The organism is Bacillus sp. FJAT-18017 (assembly GCF_001278805.1).
Taxonomy (GTDB): Bacteria; Bacillota; Bacilli; order Bacillales; family Cytobacillaceae; genus Bacillus_D.
Genome location: NZ_CP012602.1, coordinates 4,432,898 through 4,449,321, shown reverse-complemented (window position 1 = coordinate 4,449,321; position 16,424 = coordinate 4,432,898). Strand labels below are relative to the sequence as shown.

The 16,424-nt window shown below is 42.9% G+C and carries 17 protein-coding genes; 10 read left to right on the top strand and 7 right to left on the bottom strand.

Features of this window, described 5'->3' with window-relative positions; translation table 11 throughout:
• Window positions 1-13: 13 nt before the first annotated feature.
• The 3 genes from AM500_RS20760 to AM500_RS20750 all read left to right on the top strand — a co-directional run bounded on the left by AM500_RS20760 (window position 14) and on the right by AM500_RS20750 (window position 4,578).
• On the top strand, window positions 14-3,001 hold the full coding sequence (locus tag AM500_RS20760) for an ATP-binding protein (protein ID WP_053600941.1): 2,988 nt from the start codon (window positions 14-16) through the stop codon (window positions 2,999-3,001).
• Between the two features lie 50 nt (window positions 3,002-3,051).
• A complete protein-coding gene (gene yhaM / locus AM500_RS20755) occupies window positions 3,052-3,996 on the top strand; it encodes a 3'-5' exoribonuclease YhaM (RefSeq protein WP_053600940.1) in 945 nt (314 codons plus the stop codon).
• Window positions 3,997-4,401: 405 nt separating this feature from the next.
• Entirely contained in the window at window positions 4,402-4,578 is a 177-nt protein-coding gene (locus AM500_RS20750) for a sporulation YhaL family protein (RefSeq protein ID WP_197282629.1), read from the top strand.
• A 68-nt stretch (window positions 4,579-4,646) separates the two neighbouring features.
• On the opposite strand, the gene AM500_RS20745 is transcribed toward AM500_RS20750, so the two are convergent.
• Window positions 4,647-5,519: a peptidylprolyl isomerase gene (locus AM500_RS20745; protein ID WP_053600939.1), complete on the bottom strand. Its 873-nt coding sequence runs from the start codon at window positions 5,517-5,519 to the stop codon at window positions 4,647-4,649.
• Between the two features lie 294 nt (window positions 5,520-5,813).
• On the opposite strand from AM500_RS20745, the gene AM500_RS25195 reads away from it, so the two are divergent.
• Window positions 5,814-5,903, top strand: a complete 90-nt coding sequence (locus AM500_RS25195) for a YjcZ family sporulation protein (RefSeq protein ID WP_081773027.1) — start codon at window positions 5,814-5,816, stop codon at window positions 5,901-5,903.
• A gap of 152 nt (window positions 5,904-6,055) precedes the next feature.
• On the opposite strand, the gene AM500_RS20740 is transcribed toward AM500_RS25195, so the two are convergent.
• Entirely contained in the window at window positions 6,056-6,235 is a 180-nt protein-coding gene (locus tag AM500_RS20740) for a hypothetical protein (RefSeq protein WP_043933146.1), read from the bottom strand.
• Window positions 6,236-6,897: 662 nt separating this feature from the next.
• On the opposite strand from AM500_RS20740, the gene AM500_RS20735 reads away from it, so the two are divergent.
• A complete protein-coding gene (locus AM500_RS20735) occupies window positions 6,898-7,233 on the top strand; it encodes a DUF1878 family protein (protein WP_053600938.1) in 336 nt (111 codons plus the stop codon).
• Here the strand turns inward: AM500_RS20735 and AM500_RS20730 are convergent, their stop codons facing one another.
• Both AM500_RS20730 and AM500_RS20725 read right to left on the bottom strand, forming a co-directional pair.
• Window positions 7,234-7,806: an HTH-type transcriptional regulator Hpr gene (locus tag AM500_RS20730; protein WP_053600937.1), complete on the bottom strand. Its 573-nt coding sequence runs from the start codon at window positions 7,804-7,806 to the stop codon at window positions 7,234-7,236.
• A 291-nt stretch (window positions 7,807-8,097) separates the two neighbouring features.
• Window positions 8,098-8,502 (bottom strand): YtxH domain-containing protein, encoded by a 405-nt coding sequence (locus AM500_RS20725; protein WP_053600936.1) that lies wholly within the window; start codon window positions 8,500-8,502, stop codon window positions 8,098-8,100.
• A gap of 225 nt (window positions 8,503-8,727) precedes the next feature.
• On the opposite strand from AM500_RS20725, the gene AM500_RS20720 reads away from it, so the two are divergent.
• Window positions 8,728-8,913 (top strand): membrane protein YhzF, encoded by a 186-nt coding sequence (locus AM500_RS20720; RefSeq protein WP_053600935.1) that lies wholly within the window; start codon window positions 8,728-8,730, stop codon window positions 8,911-8,913.
• Between the two features lie 38 nt (window positions 8,914-8,951).
• Here the strand turns inward: AM500_RS20720 and AM500_RS20715 are convergent, their stop codons facing one another.
• Entirely contained in the window at window positions 8,952-9,494 is a 543-nt protein-coding gene (locus AM500_RS20715) for a tryptophan transporter (RefSeq protein WP_053600934.1), read from the bottom strand.
• A 144-nt stretch (window positions 9,495-9,638) separates the two neighbouring features.
• The gene (locus tag AM500_RS20710) at window positions 9,639-10,067 is read right to left on the bottom strand and encodes an HIT family protein (protein ID WP_053600933.1); all 429 of its coding nucleotides are present in this window, start codon (window positions 10,065-10,067) and stop codon (window positions 9,639-9,641) included.
• Window positions 10,068-11,019: 952 nt separating this feature from the next.
• On the opposite strand from AM500_RS20710, the gene AM500_RS20705 reads away from it, so the two are divergent.
• The 4 genes from AM500_RS20705 (at window position 11,020) to AM500_RS20690 (ending at window position 14,493) form a co-directional block, all read left to right on the top strand.
• The gene (locus AM500_RS20705; RefSeq protein WP_053600932.1) at window positions 11,020-11,760 is read left to right on the top strand and encodes an ABC transporter ATP-binding protein; all 741 of its coding nucleotides are present in this window, start codon (window positions 11,020-11,022) and stop codon (window positions 11,758-11,760) included.
• Window positions 11,753-12,964 carry an ABC transporter permease gene (locus AM500_RS20700; protein ID WP_053600931.1) on the top strand — a complete coding sequence of 404 codons (1,212 nt, stop codon included), beginning with the start codon at window positions 11,753-11,755 and terminating at the stop codon, window positions 12,962-12,964. The genes AM500_RS20705 and AM500_RS20700 overlap by 8 nt, the downstream gene beginning before the upstream one ends.
• A gap of 126 nt (window positions 12,965-13,090) precedes the next feature.
• Window positions 13,091-13,816 carry an EcsC family protein gene (locus AM500_RS20695; RefSeq protein ID WP_053600930.1) on the top strand — a complete coding sequence of 242 codons (726 nt, stop codon included), beginning with the start codon at window positions 13,091-13,093 and terminating at the stop codon, window positions 13,814-13,816.
• A gap of 26 nt (window positions 13,817-13,842) precedes the next feature.
• Complete coding sequence (locus tag AM500_RS20690; protein ID WP_053600929.1) at window positions 13,843-14,493, top strand: phosphatase PAP2 family protein; 651 nt, start codon at window positions 13,843-13,845, stop codon at window positions 14,491-14,493.
• 393 nt (window positions 14,494-14,886) lie between these two features.
• Here AM500_RS20690 and AM500_RS20685 read toward each other — a convergent pair whose 3' ends face one another.
• Window positions 14,887-16,284, bottom strand: a complete 1,398-nt coding sequence (locus AM500_RS20685) for a hypothetical protein (protein ID WP_053600928.1) — start codon at window positions 16,282-16,284, stop codon at window positions 14,887-14,889.
• Between the last annotated feature and the right edge of the window lie 140 nt (window positions 16,285-16,424).

The following is a 16,424-nucleotide window of genomic DNA, read 5'->3' as shown; positions in this document are numbered from 1 at the left end:
AGGAGGTGGCAGTATGAAAATTGAAGAGATTCATATTTATGGATATGGAAAGCTTGAAAATGTCTTTATTGATAATCTTGAAGATTTTCAGGTGTTTTATGGCGAGAACGAAGCAGGAAAATCAACTATCATGGCCTTCATTCATGGAATCTTGTTTGGATTTCCAACCAGGCAGCAGCTTGAACTGCGATATGAGCCTAAACAAGGCGGCAAATATGGGGGCAGGCTTAAACTCAGGCATCCGGAATATGGTTTGGCTATTATTGAGAGAGTACGCGGCAAAGCGGCAGGTGATGTCGCGGTTACGCTTGCAGACGGAACTTCGGGTGGGGAGGAACTGTTAAAGAAGCTTCTTGGTAATTTTGATAAAAGCATGTTCCAGGCGATCTTTTCCTTTAACCTTCATGGCCTGCAAAATGTCCATCAAATGAAAACGGAAGATATTGGGCGGTTCCTGTTCTCCTCCGGTACACTCGGAACGGACAGGCTTGCAAAAACAGAGAGTGAGCTGCAAAAGGAGCTGGACGCAAGGTTTAAGCCTTCTGGAAAAAAGCCAACCCTAAACCAGAAGTTTGCCGAGTTGAAAATCCTTGAAGCAGACCTTAACAAGGCAGCAGACAAAAACAGCCGCTATGAGTCCTTACTAAAGGAGAAGGAAGCTGTTGAAACGAGGCTTTCAACCCTGCAGGACAAAATCCCTGAGGTGCAGGCTGAGATCAAGAAACTTAAGGAATGGTTGAGAATAGAGGAACTGGCCCGCGAAGAAGCGATTTTAAAGGATGAACTTCAAACGTATGATAAGTTTGAGTTTCCTTCTAGGGGTGTGGAACGGCTCAGCTCCTTGAAGCAGATGATTGGACCGTATCAGGCCCAAATCGAAAATCTGAAGGAGCGCCGTGCAGCTCTCCTAAAGGAAATTGATAACCTCGTCATCAATCACGAGCTGCTTAGCCATGAATCCGAGGTTTTAGCTATACTTGAAAAGAGGCCCGATTATGATCGCTCAACACAGGAAGAGTTAAAAATCAGGGAAGAGGCTTCCCGTCTTGATGAGACGGTTGCTGTATTGAAGGAGAAACTCCATATTGACCTGACAGAAGAGGAAGTAGAGAGAATCAATACAGATATTTACATAAAACAGCAGGTAGAGCAAGCAGCCAATACAAGGGTAAGGCTGGACAATCTGAAAGCTCAGCTGGATACAAGCTTTCAGGAAGAAAAGGCTGGTCTTGAAAAACTTGAATCAGAGCTTAAGGCTGCTAAAGCATCGTTGCTCCCGCAGCCAGAACGCGAAAAGCTAGAAAAGGCTTCCCGTATCGGTAACAAGGCAGATCTGCAAAGGCATCTTGAGGATAGCCGGGAAAAGATAAGTTTGCTTGAAGAGGCCGCCAATGAAGAGATATCGTATCAAAAGCGGAACAAGGCCTTTAGCATGGCTGTCCTGGTTATAGGAATCCTGCTCATCGGGTATGGACTTGCGGTTCAGCTTATTCCGCTCGCAGGGATTGGTTTGCTGTGCGCAATTCTTTCAATCACAATGTTCGTTAAATTCTCCAAGAGCCAAAAGTCTGGGGGAAAGCAGGCTCAGCTTTTAAAAGAAAGGCAAAAAGCCCAGAAGATAGAAGAAGAATTATCCGGAATGAATCATACTGCTGCCGGTGAAGCGACCGTCAGGCTTGGGCTTGATGATCAACAGAGGAACAAGGTTTACAGTCTTCAGGCCAGGCTTGATCAGCAAAATGCACAATTTGAAAAAGTACTTTCCAGGTTCGAGCAAATTGAAAAAGAAGAGCGGGAACTCGGAGAAATCATACTTAAGCTTTCCGATGAGTTTAGAATCAGTGAAAAAATCGGAAGGCGAATGATTCTTGAAGCTTACAGGCTTATTGATGAATGCAAGGCCGGCATTCGGGAAAAGCGGAGATTGCATGAAAAAATGGATGCACTACTAGATATTAAATCAGGGATAGAGGATAAGTGGTCAGGGCTGTCACGCCTATTCGGCAAGAGTATGCCGGACGACTTCCTATCTGCGAGCCTGCTGGCTAAGGCTGAGTTGGAAGCTGAAAGAAAGAAACAAATCGTTTACAATGAAAAGTCGGTAAAGCTCGAGGAAATAGAACAAGATCTTAAGATGCAGGAAAAAGAAAAAGAAGTACGGCAACTGGAAATCACCCAGCTTCTCGAGCAGGCGGGAACGGATGATGAAGAAGCTTTTTATAAGCTTGGAGAAATGGCGGCGAAAATTGATTCGATAAAAGAACGGCTGGACAATATTGGCCGCGAACTCTCCTATTCTTCGATTTCAGAGGATGAAAGAAAGGCTCTATTGCAAATGAACGACGTGGATGAGAGATTAATAGGGCTTGAGCAGAAGGCAGCGGAAGGGGAGGGTTTAATTAAAGCACTTCGAAGCCGGCTTCCAGAGCTGCAGCATGAAATTGATATTCTAGAAGAAGGCGGTATTTATTCAGAATTGCTGCATAGATTCCGGCTAGCCAAATCCGAAGCCGAGCAAGAGGCAAAGGAATGGGCAGTATACCAGCTTGCGAAGGAACTGCTGAATCGAACGACAGACCGTTTCAAGGATTACCATCTTCCGAGAATGCTGAAAAAGGCAGAAGAATATCTTGCCTATTTGACAGAAGGCAATTATAGTAAGCTATACCTCGCCCCGGGAGGGAATGGATTTTTGATAGAAAGAAAAGACCATACCCGCTTCGAGGCAAATGAATTAAGCCAGGCGACAACCGAACAGGTGTATGTTGCTATAAGGATTGCTCTGGCAGAGACAATATATGAAAAATTCTCTTTTCCTTTCATTATTGACGATAGTTTCGTAAATTTTGATGGAAATCGGGTAAAACGGGTAATAGAGCTGCTGAAGCGGTTTGAAAACAGACAGGTACTATTCTTTACCTGCCATGAACACCTCCTCGAGCACGTTGACGGCCGGCAAATCCATCGGCTAGGCAAGGAGCGTGCAACAATCAAGGGATGAGCGCCCTAAGTGGTATGATATAGTGATGGTATCGGAAGGAGTCGAGATATATGGGGAAAATGATACTTGAATATGAAACTGGTGAACAGGTTGACCAATTTTTATTAATAAAAAGCTCAACAAAAGGTATTGCCAGTAATGGAAAGCCCTTTTTAACCTTAATCCTCCAGGACCAGAGCGGGGACATTGAGGCGAAACTCTGGGATGCAGGGGATGAAGAGGAAAAGACATACAGTGCACAGGCAATCGTTAAGATAATTGGAGATATCCAGAATTATAGAGGGAAGAATCAGCTGAAAATCAGGCAAATCCGTCCTGCCGGCCCGCATGATGGCGTCAAGCTTGATGATTTCCTGGAAACCGCCCCATTAAGTAAAGATGAAATGGCTGGAAAGCTGACACAATACATTTTTGAAATGAAAAATCCGAATATCCAGAGAATTACGAGGCATCTGATCAAAAAGCATCAACAGGCATTCTTGGAATTCCCTGCCGCCACCAAAAATCATCATGAGTTTGTTTCTGGCCTAGCCTACCATGTTGTCAGCATGCTTGATTTGGCAAAGGCGATATCAAGCCTTTACCCGAGCCTTGATAGAGATTTGCTATATGCGGGTATCATCCTCCACGATATGGGCAAGGTCTTTGAGTTGTCAGGGCCTGTTTCAACCGTATATACCGTACAGGGAAACCTGCTTGGCCATATCACTATTATGGTAAATGAAATCGGCAAAGCTGCCGATGAACTCGGCATTTCAGGAGAAGAAGTCCTGGTCCTCCAGCATTTGGTCCTGTCCCATCATGGCAAAGCGGAATGGGGAAGCCCGAAACCGCCATTGATTAAGGAAGCGGAAATCCTGCATTACATTGATAACCTTGATGCCAAGATGAATATGCTTGACGGTGCACTTGAACGGGTACGGCCTGGTGAATTTTCCGAGCGGGTTTTTGCCCTAGATAACCGGTCATTTTACAAGCCAACATTTCATAAATAAGAAAAGCGCAAGCGCCTTGTTTAGCGCCGTATGGACTGGAGGGCCTCGATATGAGATAAAGGAAACACGATGAGCGATAGCTAATCGATGTTGACTTATCGTAGTGAGGGGACCGAAGTACACTAGGCGCTAGGCGCTCCTCATTACGCTATCGCGTAATTTCGTGCGATGTAATTTCGGGGAAGCTTTCCTTTGTGGAGCTAGACAGTTCTCAAAGTAAAGACAAACTTCCTTATATTGTAAATTTTCAAGGGACCTGTACCTCGGGTCCCTTTCTTTTTGACCAGGATGCTGCTTTCTTTGTTTAAAAAAGAAAACTTTATATCTTATGGTGAAGCATAATTCTCGCTTAACTGAATATCTATACTGTAGCGGACAACCATTACAGGGAAAGGGGCAGCGGATATGATTATTCCTCTTTGGATTTATTCAATTGTACTCGGTATTGCAATTAGCGCGGTGATGGCAGTGAAGACCGGTAAAGAAGAACGGAAGGAAGAGCGGGAACTGATTGAAAAAGAAGGAGAAATCTACATGAAGCGGCTCGAGCTCGAGAAAGAAAGGCGCCGCCTGCAAACCTAAGCATAAATTCATTTAAAAAAACAAAACGGGGACTCCAGTTGTTTAAGCTGGAGTCCCCTTGTCATATATTACTGTTGAGGATTGGATTCAAGAGCTTTCTTAAGATCTTTGTCCTTAATTTCAACATCGGCAGCTTTAAGTTCTTCCTGCATTGCTGCGTCAATCATTTCAGGAGTCAGCTTTGAAACCTTCACCTGATACTCAATTTCATCCTTCATTTTATCATATGACTGCTTTTCTTTGATGTCAGTAACCTGGATGATATGGTAACCGTATTCGGTTTTAACAGGAGCGCTGATTTCACCCTTTTTTAGCTTGCCAGCAGCTTCATCAAATTCCGGAACCATTTTGCCAGTGCCTGGCTGGAACCAGCCGAGGTCTCCGCCTTGCTGAGCAGACAGTGTATCAGTGGAAACTTCTTTTGCTACATCCTCGAACTTTTCACCTTTATCAAGTCTTGCCTTGGCAGCTTTTGCTGCGGCTTCATCCTTGACTAGGATATGGCGGGCCTTGATTTCAGGCTTGTAGTTCTCGTAATATTCCTTCATTTCTTTTTCAGTTGCCTCGACGTCCTTTAAAGCAGCCTTTTCTTGCAGAAGTCCAATCCGGAAGGTTTCCTTAAGGTCTTCTTCACTGTTGTAGCCATATTGTTGTAGAGCCATTTCAAATTGATCCCCAAGATCAGCTTTCAATTCTTCTATCTTTTTGTTTACTTCTTCATCTGTGACTTTATATTTATCAGACAACACTTTTTCATATACAAGCTGCTGCAGGGCTGGACTGCCATACTTGTCCTTCATAAGTTCGTAAAGGTCGTCCTTAGTGATATTCCCAGCTTTGGATTCAGCTACAACTTCGCCGCTTCCATTATCTGTATTGTTGCAAGCACCAAGGGTTAGAACCCCGCCAGTGAGAGCAAAAGCTAGCATCCATTTTTTCATGATGTATCTCTCCTAAAAGTTTATTTCCAGCAGGTCTTCAACCCACATCCATTACTATAACATAAATGGACAGACATGCCAAAAATTTTCAGGACCAAACTGTGAACGATATTCCATATTAATGACAGGAAACCCGATTGCCACAAGGCTTCGAGTTAACCATGTAACTAGGTGGGATTTTCTCTTAATGGAGTAAAAAGGAAGAGAAGAAAAGTAAAAGTAATGGACATACGCCTATTCGAAACAGTGGTGAACTGAATAGTATATGGTAACTTCCTGAAAGGAGGTGCCGTTATGAGTGGTGGAGGAGGATATGGTGCAGGCTTTGCACTAATCGTGGTTCTGTTCATTCTATTGATTATTGTTGGCGCTGCCTGGCTATAATCAATAGACGCATGAGGGACATGGGAACTTTAGCCCATGTTCCCGGAATTGCGATAATGTTTACAAGGATGCTGTCATAAAGCAAAACGTAAAAAGCGGTGGGAAAATTCCCCACCGCTATTATTCTTTATGAAGTACGATAATTATAGTTTTTAAGTAAACAGTACCTCAATGTAAGACGAAATCAACAGAATCGTAACCAACACGTTTATTGTCCTAAAAAGGCCTGGCTGGCGTTCCTCCGGAATTTCCTTCTGGATACAGAGGGAGTTGGTCAATTGGTTAATAGAATATAAAATAAACAGAGCAAAAACGGCAAAAACAAAATACATTCTGACTCTCCCCTTGGTTTTCTCATGTTATCTACAATATCAAATTCCCTTCAAAAAGGAAAGTTGAAATGCCCCTGGGGGACAAGCTAAAGTTTACTCAGGATGGGATTCAGTAAACAATGAAAACTTCCTCATTGATCATGAGTGACGGCTGGCAATATAAAAACTTCCATGAGCATTATATAATTTATCAGCCTTTTAAATTTGGGTACAAGCTCTCGACTCTTCTATACAACCGGCATTTATTTCCACAAATTCAGGATTTGCCCTACACAAAGGAAGTATGACTCATTGGTCTGGAATAGATAAAACTTGCTTATAAGTTGGCATAAACGTGTTAAAATAATATGAATTGGAAAGATATTTATTTAAAGTACTTAAAAAACAAGGGCCCATTATCAAAGCATAATGGGTCAACCAAAACAATTGCCAAGTACATCATATCTCATTATCATAACTTAGTGATGAATAAAGCTTTAGAACACTTATTTGTAAGGCTGATAACACACTTGTTTAACTAGCCAATTGAGTGAAAATAGGTCGCACAATTAATCCGATAAAAACCGCAACTTCCTTGAAGCCAACAGTACCCCGCCCTGATTAAGGACGGAGTACTGTTGGCTAAAAATAGAATGGTAAATGTCGTGAAACGAGGGCTGTAAATGGATAGCAGGCAAATACTGGATCGGATTCAATTGTTGGAATATCACATGAGGCTGCTGGCAGAAGCTGTAGATAAAACAGAGTATGAATTGAATAAGCTCCTTGTAAAGAGTAATATTACTGAACGGGAAGCTGCCGAGTTCTTCGCTTTGTGTGAGCGAATGAACAAAGTTATGGAAGAACAAAAAGCGGAAGGATTTTTACATTTTCATCCGCTTTTTCAGGAATTCGTATCATTATTGCCTTCAAAGTTGGATTCCCGAGAGGTAGTTACTGCATGTCTAAGGCAAAAAGTATTTGTACCTTTAATGACAGAATTCAATAAATATCTCTAATTAGACCAACTCTTCAGACTTGCCAATTTTGCGAAGCTTTCCTTCCTCTTCGTTGAATTCACATTCAATGTTGTGGAAGGACTTTTCGAAAATTTCCATAAAATCATCACCATAAATATTGCGGACAATTGCCATCATTTCAATGATATCCGGGAATTTCCCATATAGATCCCTTAATGGAAGCGCACCTGAAAATACTGAATTTGCTCCAGGTTCATAGGATTCCATTAAATCAAGGAGAAGAGCTTCACCTGAATCAGTTAATTTGATATACGTATTACGTTTGTCATTTTCTTTCTTCGAAAACTGGAGGAGTCCCCTCTCCTCAAGCTTCTTGGAAAAATTGAACGCAGTCGAAACATGCATGACCCCGAACTTTGCAACATCCGAAATGGAAGCGCCATTTAGATGATACGCAATCCAAAGAATGTGGTGTTCGTTAATATTAAGGTCATATGGCTTAATCCAATTTTGCCAGTCCTTTTCAACTGATTTCCAAAGCGCCTTGCTTAATTGAGCAATCCTCTGGCTAAAGAGCATTGCTTCCTTCAGATTGTAGTGTTTTTCTGCCATCCTTCGTTCACCTCTTTTGAAAAATCTTTCCCCTTGTCCCTGTTCGTTGAGTTGTTTCCGTTTGCAAAAAAGTTAGGCATGTAATACAACAGATGAAAAAATTGCCTTTCTTTTCTATATTAACATTATGCCAATAAAATAAAAATTAATAAAGATATAAATTTACTAAATTTTTAGAAATTATATAAATTATTTTTTCGACATACTATCCGAACAATGTCGAGCACTGTAAAAAATTATATGTAAAGTTTGAAAAATCCTTCCCCCGCTATGTGGGAGAAGGATTGCATGTTACTTTACTGTCTGCCCATTGCTCTCTTGCTGCTCATTTTTGGAGAAGCCCTGGGCTGCCAGTTCCGATTCTAACTGTCCGATAGCAGCTTCAATTTCACCAATTTCCTTTTGGATTTCAATCTGCTGTGGCAAAGTCTCGGACTGCCAGCGTTTTATTGCGGTATTGACCTCGTTGACAAAGAATGTGAGGTGAACCCGGCCTTCCTTTGTGGCGTGCAGGGAGGCATCCTTGACATCCATGATGCTGTTCTTTAAATCCTTCAATTGAGCAAGATACAGATCTTTATTCTGTTTCAGCCCTTCCCGTAATTCATTGCCTGATTTAGGCGCGGTAAATAATGTTGCAATTCCGGCTGCTGCGCCTCCCAGCAGGACACCGTATAGAAATCGTTTAGCTCCCATATTCCTCAACACCTTTCTATGTGAATCGCTTTTCTCTATTGTACCCAAAATGTGAAAAGCATGCCAAATCTCTCCATATAGTAATTATCACAAATTCAATAAGCTAAACCTTCCTTCATACGAAGGGATATGCTCTCATATATATTTAGATGAATATAGCTTTTCCAGGTGAATTTCTCGAATGGTGTTCAAGGATAGTTGACAGGTAGGATAGGAGTGAATACTGTGTCATCATTTTTCTTTGCATTGAGTGCATTGTCCATAGTGGGTTGTCTGTATTTTGGAATCAGTTATGCAAAAGGTGGAATGTATCCGCCAAGGCAGCTTTTGAAAAAGAAGACCGCCGGGATGGCCGCAGGGGCAGCAGTGTTTTTTCTTATGGGTACTGTTGTGTGGCTCGCCCAACGATGAAAAAGAACCCGCGCGTCTGCGCGGGTTCTGCAATTTTGTTATTTTTGTTCCTGAATGGCGGGTTGAGATACAAAGCTAGTCCGTTTTAATACCGATTGGACGATAGGATAAACAACGACCATAATCACGGTATTCAAGGCAATGGTTGGCAGGACAATGCCGATAAACAATGCAATGAATGTAGCCTCACCAGGCAAACCGGCAATCACAACCGCTGAAGCTAGGAAAACAGACCCAGATACTAATGTGCCGACAGCTGTTAAAAGACCCGCACCGGCAACAGTTTGGCTGAACTTTTTAAGCCCAAGGAACATTAGGTAAAAAACAAAAGCAGTTACAAATTTATCGATAATATTTGGGAACAGCCCACCAGGAAATTGGGTGGTCAAACCGGAAAGGATCCCGGTAACTATTCCGACAAGCAGGACATTCTTTTTGTCAGGGAACAGCAAAATTCCTAGAAACATCATCGTCAGCATCATGTCTGGTTTCATTCCGTTTCCAATCCCTGGAATGATTGAATGAAGGACGACACCAATCCCCATCAATAAAGATAGTGCCACAAGATTTTTCGTATTCAATTCTCATCTCTCCTCAGCTTATCTAAGCTAAAATTTTGTAGTTCCTCCTGCAGTGCACTCCTTGCCTGCAGCGAAAAACTTGTTGTCATTATACCATATACGTAAAACGATTGGGAAGAGGAATTTTCAGATTATTTATAAGGCTTAGGCCTCGTTAATATGGCTCCCAATTGCCCCAGCGAGTTCGGCTAACTGCTCACCTGTATAACTTCCCTGATTATTGCCCCATTTTAGGCCAAAGTCATCTTCTTTGCCATAACGAGGAATAAGGTGAAGGTGGAAATGGAAAACAGATTGATAAGCCTCAGCACCGTTATTGTTCAATGTATTCAGACCGACCGGGTTGAATTCTTCCTTTAGCGCATTGGCGATTGCAGGGACCTTGCTATACAAATTGGCCGCGATTTCGGGTGTAAGCTCGAAGATATTTTCCTTATGTACTTTTGGGATGACAAGGGTATGGCCTTTCGTAACCTGGCTTATATCGAGAAATGCAAGGATATGCTCATCCTCATAAACCTTTGATGATGGGATTTCGCCTTTAACAATTTTGCAAAAAATACAGTTATCCATTTTCTCACTGCCTTTCAACGGTTTTGCCCGTATTTTAGCACAGTTTCAACCTAATAGAGAAATGAATAACAAGCATTGTGGTAGATTTCAATTTAAATCAATTTTTTGGTAAAGAGTAAAACGATGGCAGGTGGCTTGGCTTTTCAAAAAACGAAAATGAATAGCACTATACACTTTGATTCCAAGTCATATCCATGCGAAGCTCCGCCCAATCAAAAAGGCCGTGGAGAGAAGCCAGGGAAAATTTATTCAAAAAACGAAAATGAATAGCACTATATACTTTGATTCCAAGTCATATCCATGCGAAGCTCCGCCCAATCAGAAAGGCGGTGGAGAGAAGCGAGGAAGAATAAGTTCAAAATCTAAAATCAATATCACGATACACTTTGATTCCAAGTCATATCCATGCGAAGCTCCGCCCCTTAACATTAAACAGGGCAGGAACACGTTTGGTTCCCGCCCAGTTGAAGGGGTAATCTCTGTTTGCGTTCAATCAGGAATTTTCTTTGACAAACACCTCATTTAGCATTGAAATGAAATGTCCAGGCATATCGTAACTTCGTCCAAGCTAACCATCCCCAAACTTTTATAGTTGTGTGGCAACATATAAGTCAGTCTGATGGTTCTTTGGTAAACACCTCATTTTTTTAGAAAATGCTGCTTGCAGGTCAAGCAGTCCGGTGCATGCTAGACAAGTGTGGCCTGTGCAAAACAACCATCCCCTCATTTGGAACGTCATGAGAAGCAGCTTTTATTGAATGGAAACTGTCTTTGACAGACACCCCTCTTCACAATCGCTGGTTGTTCCCCTTCATAGATTAGAATTTCCGAAAGTGTGGAAAGTATGATTGGAATCACTTTCCATTGCTTGTGTAAAATACGGACAATCATTCGCAAATCGAGGAATTTTTGCTAAAATATAAAGAACCTTAAGTAAGGAAGGGCGTTTGCCATGACGTTATTATCAATTCAACATTTGACTGGGGGATATACGAAAAACCCCGTTTTAAAAGATGTATCGTTTGAAGTGGAAGCTGGTGAATTGGTTGGGCTAATCGGGTTGAACGGTGCCGGAAAAAGTACAACCATTAAGCATGTTATTGGCCTGATGGAGCCACATTCGGGTGAAATTAACATAAACGGGAAATCCTTTCTTGAAGGGAAGGAGGCATACCGCAGGGAATTCACCTTCATTCCTGAAACACCGATCCTGTATGAGGAACTCACTCTTGAGGAGCATTTGGAATTAACTGCGATGGCCTATGGCCTAGATCGCAGACAATTCAAGGAGAGAATGCCGGTATTGCTCAAGGAATTCCGAATGGAGAAGCGCCTAAAATGGTTCCCTGCCCATTTTTCAAAGGGGATGAAGCAAAAGGCGATGATTATGTGCGCATTCCTTGTTCAGCCATCGCTTTATATCGTCGATGAACCTTTCGTTGGGCTTGATCCACTCGGTATTCAATCGTTGCTTGACCTTATGAGGAAAATGAAAGAAGAAGGCGCAGGCATTTTGATGTCTACGCATATTCTGGCAACCGCCGAGCGATATTGTGACCGTTTTGTCATCTTGCATGAGGGGAAAATTCGTGCAAAGGGAACACTTGAAGAATTAAGGTCCGAATTTTCAATGCCAGGTGCAACATTGGATGATATTTATATTCAGTTAACAAAGGAAGAAAGTCATGTTTGACGGCAATAAGCTTTGGAAAGAGAGGGCCGGCCAGCGCATGAAAGACATGAGCCGGTACCTGAAATATATATTTAATGGTCACCTGGTTATTGTTCTCCTGTTCTTGATTGGTACCGCGGCATTTTATTATCAGGAGTGGCTCAAGACGCTGGATACAGGTTTTCCTTCAGAATGGATTATGGCAGTAGTATTTGGTTTCATTCTTACACTAAGCCCTGTCTACAATTTTCTGAAGGAACCGGATAAAATATTCCTGATCCCCGTAGAGGAAAAACTCAGGGGCTACTTTTTCCGCTCGGCAATCGTTAGCGGTGTGATTCAGGCATACGTCATTCTGCTCCTTCTGGCAATTTTCATGCCGTTGCTTGCCAAAACGGGCGATGTTGGCTTTGGAATGTTCCTGCCTATTTTAGCGATATTGCTTGCGGCCAAGGCATGGAACATTGCAGCAGAGTGGAAGGCATCCTTTCTGGGCGAGAACACTAAACTGCCAATTGAACGCATAGTCAGGTTCTTTGTAAATACAGCGTTTGCCTATCTCCTATTTAGCTGGGATGGATGGTTATTCCTCCTTCCAGTTGCCGGTCTGATGCTTGCCTATCTCGGTTATTTTGTCTCAGCTTCCAGGCAAAGAGGACTGAAGTGGGAGACATTGATTGCTGGTGAAGAAAAAAGGATGAATGCTTTTTACCGGCTTGCAAATATGTTTACGGATGTCCCAGCTATAAAGGAAAGCGTAAAGAGGCGAAGATGGCTTGATTTCCTGCTTGCCAGGATAAAATATAGCCAGGAGAATGCCCAATTATATTTATTATCGAGGACCTATTTGCGTTCAGGAGATTATCTTGGACTATCGGTAAGGCTGACCGTCATTGGCATCCTTGGCATATGGTTTATTACATATGGACCGGCACAAATCTTTCTTGCACTTTTATTCCTTTATTTAACCGGCTTTCAGCTCATGCCTCTGGCCTCACATTACCAGAACAATTTTTTAGTGGAACTTTACCCGTTCCCCAAAACAATCTTGACCTCGGCATTTCAGCATTTGCTGGGACTAGTCCTTGGTGTTCAGACAGCTTTCTTTGTGATTGCCCTATTTGTTTCGGGTAATTATTTTGTTGGACTTGCTGCAGCAGTTTCTGGCGCAGTTTTCACCTACGCTTTTGTTCGCTTTTATAGTGCCAGGAGGCTGAAAAAATAACTTATAAGAAAGTGAAAGCACAGTTACATGCGCTTTCACTTTTTTATAAAAAAAGACGTTTTTTTGAAACCGTTGGTTGGAAAGCTACGTAAAACACGTACTTAACTAAGTAAAGGTGTGGGGCTAATGACTGAATACGAACAAAAGGTGTATGGAGAAGTACAGGAATGGAAATGGAAGCTTTCCGCACGATCCGGCCTTTTTAACCGACTATCCAAAAAAGCCCAGACGAAAATTAACGGCTTAATACCTGAAAAAGTCCATAACGCACTAACTGAAGCCATTAAAGGAATGGTAAAAACCACCCTTACCGGTTCCGGATTTACAACAAGAAAACCGGTTTATCCAAGTCCAGTATTAAAGGAAATGGATGAGGAAGCGAAAAGAAAGATAAATGTATATCAAAAAACAGCAATGATTGAAGGGGCTGGGACCGGAGCCGGAGGCCTTCTGCTAGGACTGGCGGATTTCCCGCTTCTTTTGACAATAAAGATGAAGTTCCTGTTTGAAATTGCTTCAGTATACGGTTTTGACACCGATGATTATGAAGAAAGGCTATTTATTCTCCATGTATTCCTTCTCGCCTTTTCAAGTGATGAGACGCGCTTCGAGACCCTCGATATTATCGACAACTGGGAGGAGAGGAAGAGGACGGTTGCGGATATGGACTGGAGGGAATTCCAGCAGGAGTATCGAGATTATATTGACCTGGCAAAAATGCTTCAGCTAGTTCCGGGAATTGGAGCCGTTGTTGGCGCGGTGGCCAATAACAGGCTTCTCGGCCATCTTGGTGCGACTGCGATGAATGCGTATCGGCTCAGGCTGATGAATGAAAAGCCAGCTGGTTTGTAATGAACAGAACTAGGGGAGAATGGTCCATGTCAAAACGCAGGACTCTATTTATTGGTATAGTCGTGTCAATCGCAGCTTTATTATTCCTATTAATAGGAATTAATCAAAATCGGCCTCTGCTTATTGATGAATCGATTTCAGCTCTGTTCTCACTTGTGCCTGATTCCCTTAACCCTATTTTTGGGGCAATAACTGAGCTTGGAGATAAGCAGGGAATTGGTATTGTCGGACTCCTGATGCTTGGCTGGCTTTTGGTGAAAAAGTGGGATTTTTTTGGGATGGGCATTCTTGCGCTTAGTGTAGTACTCGGAAATGAGGCCAATAAATTACTAAAGAATCTAATCGGCCGCGAGCGTCCGCCGTTGGAGCATATGGTCGAGGTGAACAGCCTGAGTTTCCCAAGCGGCCACGCGATGGTTGGATCAATTTTGTATTTATCCATTGCCTATTTTTTAATGAAGGAATATGACAGTCCATCTGCTAGAAGGTGGATTGCCCTGGGTGCCGGGAGTATCATTTTCCTAATCGGTGCTAGCAGGGTGATTTTAAATGTGCATTATCCATCTGATGTTCTTGGCGGATATGCGTTTGGATTTATCTGGACAGCTTTTTGGGTGTATGTCTATGAAGCGCTCCGAAAGAGGTATCCACAGCTTAGGACGACGAGCAGGAAATAGAACACTTAGCTTGCTGCCCTGCAAAAGATGGGGCACAGGTTAAGTACCCGAGCCGGTAAATAGACGGAAGGATTCCGCTTAATTAATTAAAAGCATTGATTTAAGATAATATAGACGGAGAGATTCCGTCTATATACTCAAAATATATGAAAATAGGGGCTTTTGCTTTGCATAGTCGGAAAAACTCCGCTTATTTTCACCGATACGAAACTCCATTCGCCATTAAACCGAAAAATCTCCGCTTAAGTTACTTTGCTCCTAATCGATTAAGGACAAAACTTCTTATTTAAAGGAGAGTCAGTTTTTTTATTCATCCAGCAATTTATCGCCGTTATTCATAGTTCCGACTCACATGGTGACATAGAAAAAAACAGCCCCTAAAGGCTGTTTTTTCTATATAAGGAACATCGCGACAATGGTTGTAACGATGAGACCGATTGTGACTGGGAGAAGGTTTCTTCTTGCCAGCTCGAACGGGTCAACATTACAAATCGCAGCGGCAGGGATGAGGGCCCATGGGACAAGTGTTCCGCCGCCGACCCAGATGGCGGCAATCTGGCCAAGTGCGGTCAGTGTGGCTGCGCCTTTGCCAATGGCAACTGCGAACAGTCCGGCAACTGATCCAGCAAGCGAGACTCCCGAGAAGCCTGAGCCATCAAGTCCTGTGATGGCACCAACAGCAGTTAAGGTGACAGCCGCAATTTCTTTTGTGAGAGGAACAACTCCGGCCAATGCAACACCGAGGTCGTTGACAATCCCCTGCGATGCCTTCGGAAGATAATCACCAATGATTTTTCCAAAGCCAGAGTCACCAAGGTAAAAGAAAGCTGCAATTGGAATGACGGGTCCGAAAACTTTAAATCCGAATACAAATCCATCAATTAGATACTGAGTTGTTTTTTCAAGGCCTTTGTTCTTGTGTGCTGTCAGTGTAATGGCGAGAAGGATCAATACGGAAGTTCCGCCGAGAAGCGCTGTCGCGTCTCCTCCCTGAAGATTCAGCATGTACATTGCTGCGACATCAATCGCAAACAAAAGGGGGATGAGTAAGGCGAATAGTCGCTTTTGGCCGTGAGACAACAACGTTGGATCCGCTTTCGTTACTTCTTCCTTTCCGCCAGTCAAGCCGGTTGAATGAGTCAGTTTACCTAGCCTCATATCTCTTTTTATAAAATAGAAAGCTGCCAGGGTTGTGACAGCACCCATAACAAAGACGAGTGGAATGCTGGCATTTATGACTTCACCAACTGACAGCCCAGCGGCATCGGCTGTCAACTTCGGTGCTGCCTGGATGACAAAGTCACCGGAAAGGGCAATTCCATGTCCAAACAAGTTCATAGCCATGGCGACTCCTAAAGCAGGCAAGCCAGCCCTTATAGCAACCGGCAGAAGGACTGCGCCGAGGAGCGCAACAGCCGGGGATGGCCAGAAGAACCAGGAAATCAGCATCATAAGAATCCCGATTGTCCAGTATGCGAGTGTTGGGTTTTTAATCAGCTTTGTAAAAGGGGAAATCATGACATCGTTAATTCCTGTAGTCGTCAGCGTTTTGCTCATTCCAACAATGATTGAAATGATCAAGATGGTCGACAGGAGCTCAGTGATTGCATAAATGAAACTGTTAAAAATACTGCTGACTGAGCCGCTTAGGGACCCCGTCGCAGAGAGGGCGATGAGGAAGATGCCCGCGATACAAACTAGCGTTGTATCACGCCTCATAACCATAAAACCAATAATAAGGCCTATAAAAACAACATATATCCAATGGAGAGCAGTAAGCTCTACAAGCATATAAGGAATCCTCCCTTCGTGCCCCGCCCAAATTGGGCGAGATGTACTACAGGATATGAAAAAGCAGGGAATGGGTGAAAGGAAAAGGGGGAAGTGCTGCAGGTAATTCAGCTGTATTTTTCATGAAAAAAAGCAGGCCC

Bases quoted from the DNA above. Each gene is read 5' to 3' on its own strand.
- AM500_RS20750 (WP_197282629.1), top strand. From the start codon at position 4,402: ATGATTATTCCTCTTTGGATTTATTCAATTGTACTCGGTATTGCAATT.
- yhaM (WP_053600940.1), top strand. From the start codon at position 3,052: ATGGGGAAAATGATACTTGAATATGAAACTGGTGAACAGGTTGACCAA.
- AM500_RS20760 (WP_053600941.1), top strand. From the start codon at position 14: ATGAAAATTGAAGAGATTCATATTTATGGATATGGAAAGCTTGAAAAT.
- AM500_RS20740 (WP_043933146.1), bottom strand. From the start codon at position 6,235: ATGTATTTTGTTTTTGCCGTTTTTGCTCTGTTTATTTTATATTCTATT.
- AM500_RS20730 (WP_053600937.1), bottom strand. From the start codon at position 7,806: ATGGCAGAAAAACACTACAATCTGAAGGAAGCAATGCTCTTTAGCCAG.
- AM500_RS20690 (WP_053600929.1), top strand. From the start codon at position 13,843: ATGTCAAAACGCAGGACTCTATTTATTGGTATAGTCGTGTCAATCGCA.
- AM500_RS20700 (WP_053600931.1), top strand. From the start codon at position 11,753: ATGTTTGACGGCAATAAGCTTTGGAAAGAGAGGGCCGGCCAGCGCATG.
- AM500_RS25195 (WP_081773027.1), top strand. From the start codon at position 5,814: ATGAGTGGTGGAGGAGGATATGGTGCAGGCTTTGCACTAATCGTGGTT.
- AM500_RS20705 (WP_053600932.1), top strand. From the start codon at position 11,020: ATGACGTTATTATCAATTCAACATTTGACTGGGGGATATACGAAAAAC.
- AM500_RS20710 (WP_053600933.1), bottom strand. From the start codon at position 10,067: ATGGATAACTGTATTTTTTGCAAAATTGTTAAAGGCGAAATCCCATCA.
- AM500_RS20745 (WP_053600939.1), bottom strand. From the start codon at position 5,519: ATGAAAAAATGGATGCTAGCTTTTGCTCTCACTGGCGGGGTTCTAACC.
- AM500_RS20735 (WP_053600938.1), top strand. From the start codon at position 6,898: ATGGATAGCAGGCAAATACTGGATCGGATTCAATTGTTGGAATATCAC.
- AM500_RS20725 (WP_053600936.1), bottom strand. From the start codon at position 8,502: ATGGGAGCTAAACGATTTCTATACGGTGTCCTGCTGGGAGGCGCAGCA.
- AM500_RS20685 (WP_053600928.1), bottom strand. From the start codon at position 16,284: ATGCTTGTAGAGCTTACTGCTCTCCATTGGATATATGTTGTTTTTATA.
- AM500_RS20695 (WP_053600930.1), top strand. From the start codon at position 13,091: ATGACTGAATACGAACAAAAGGTGTATGGAGAAGTACAGGAATGGAAA.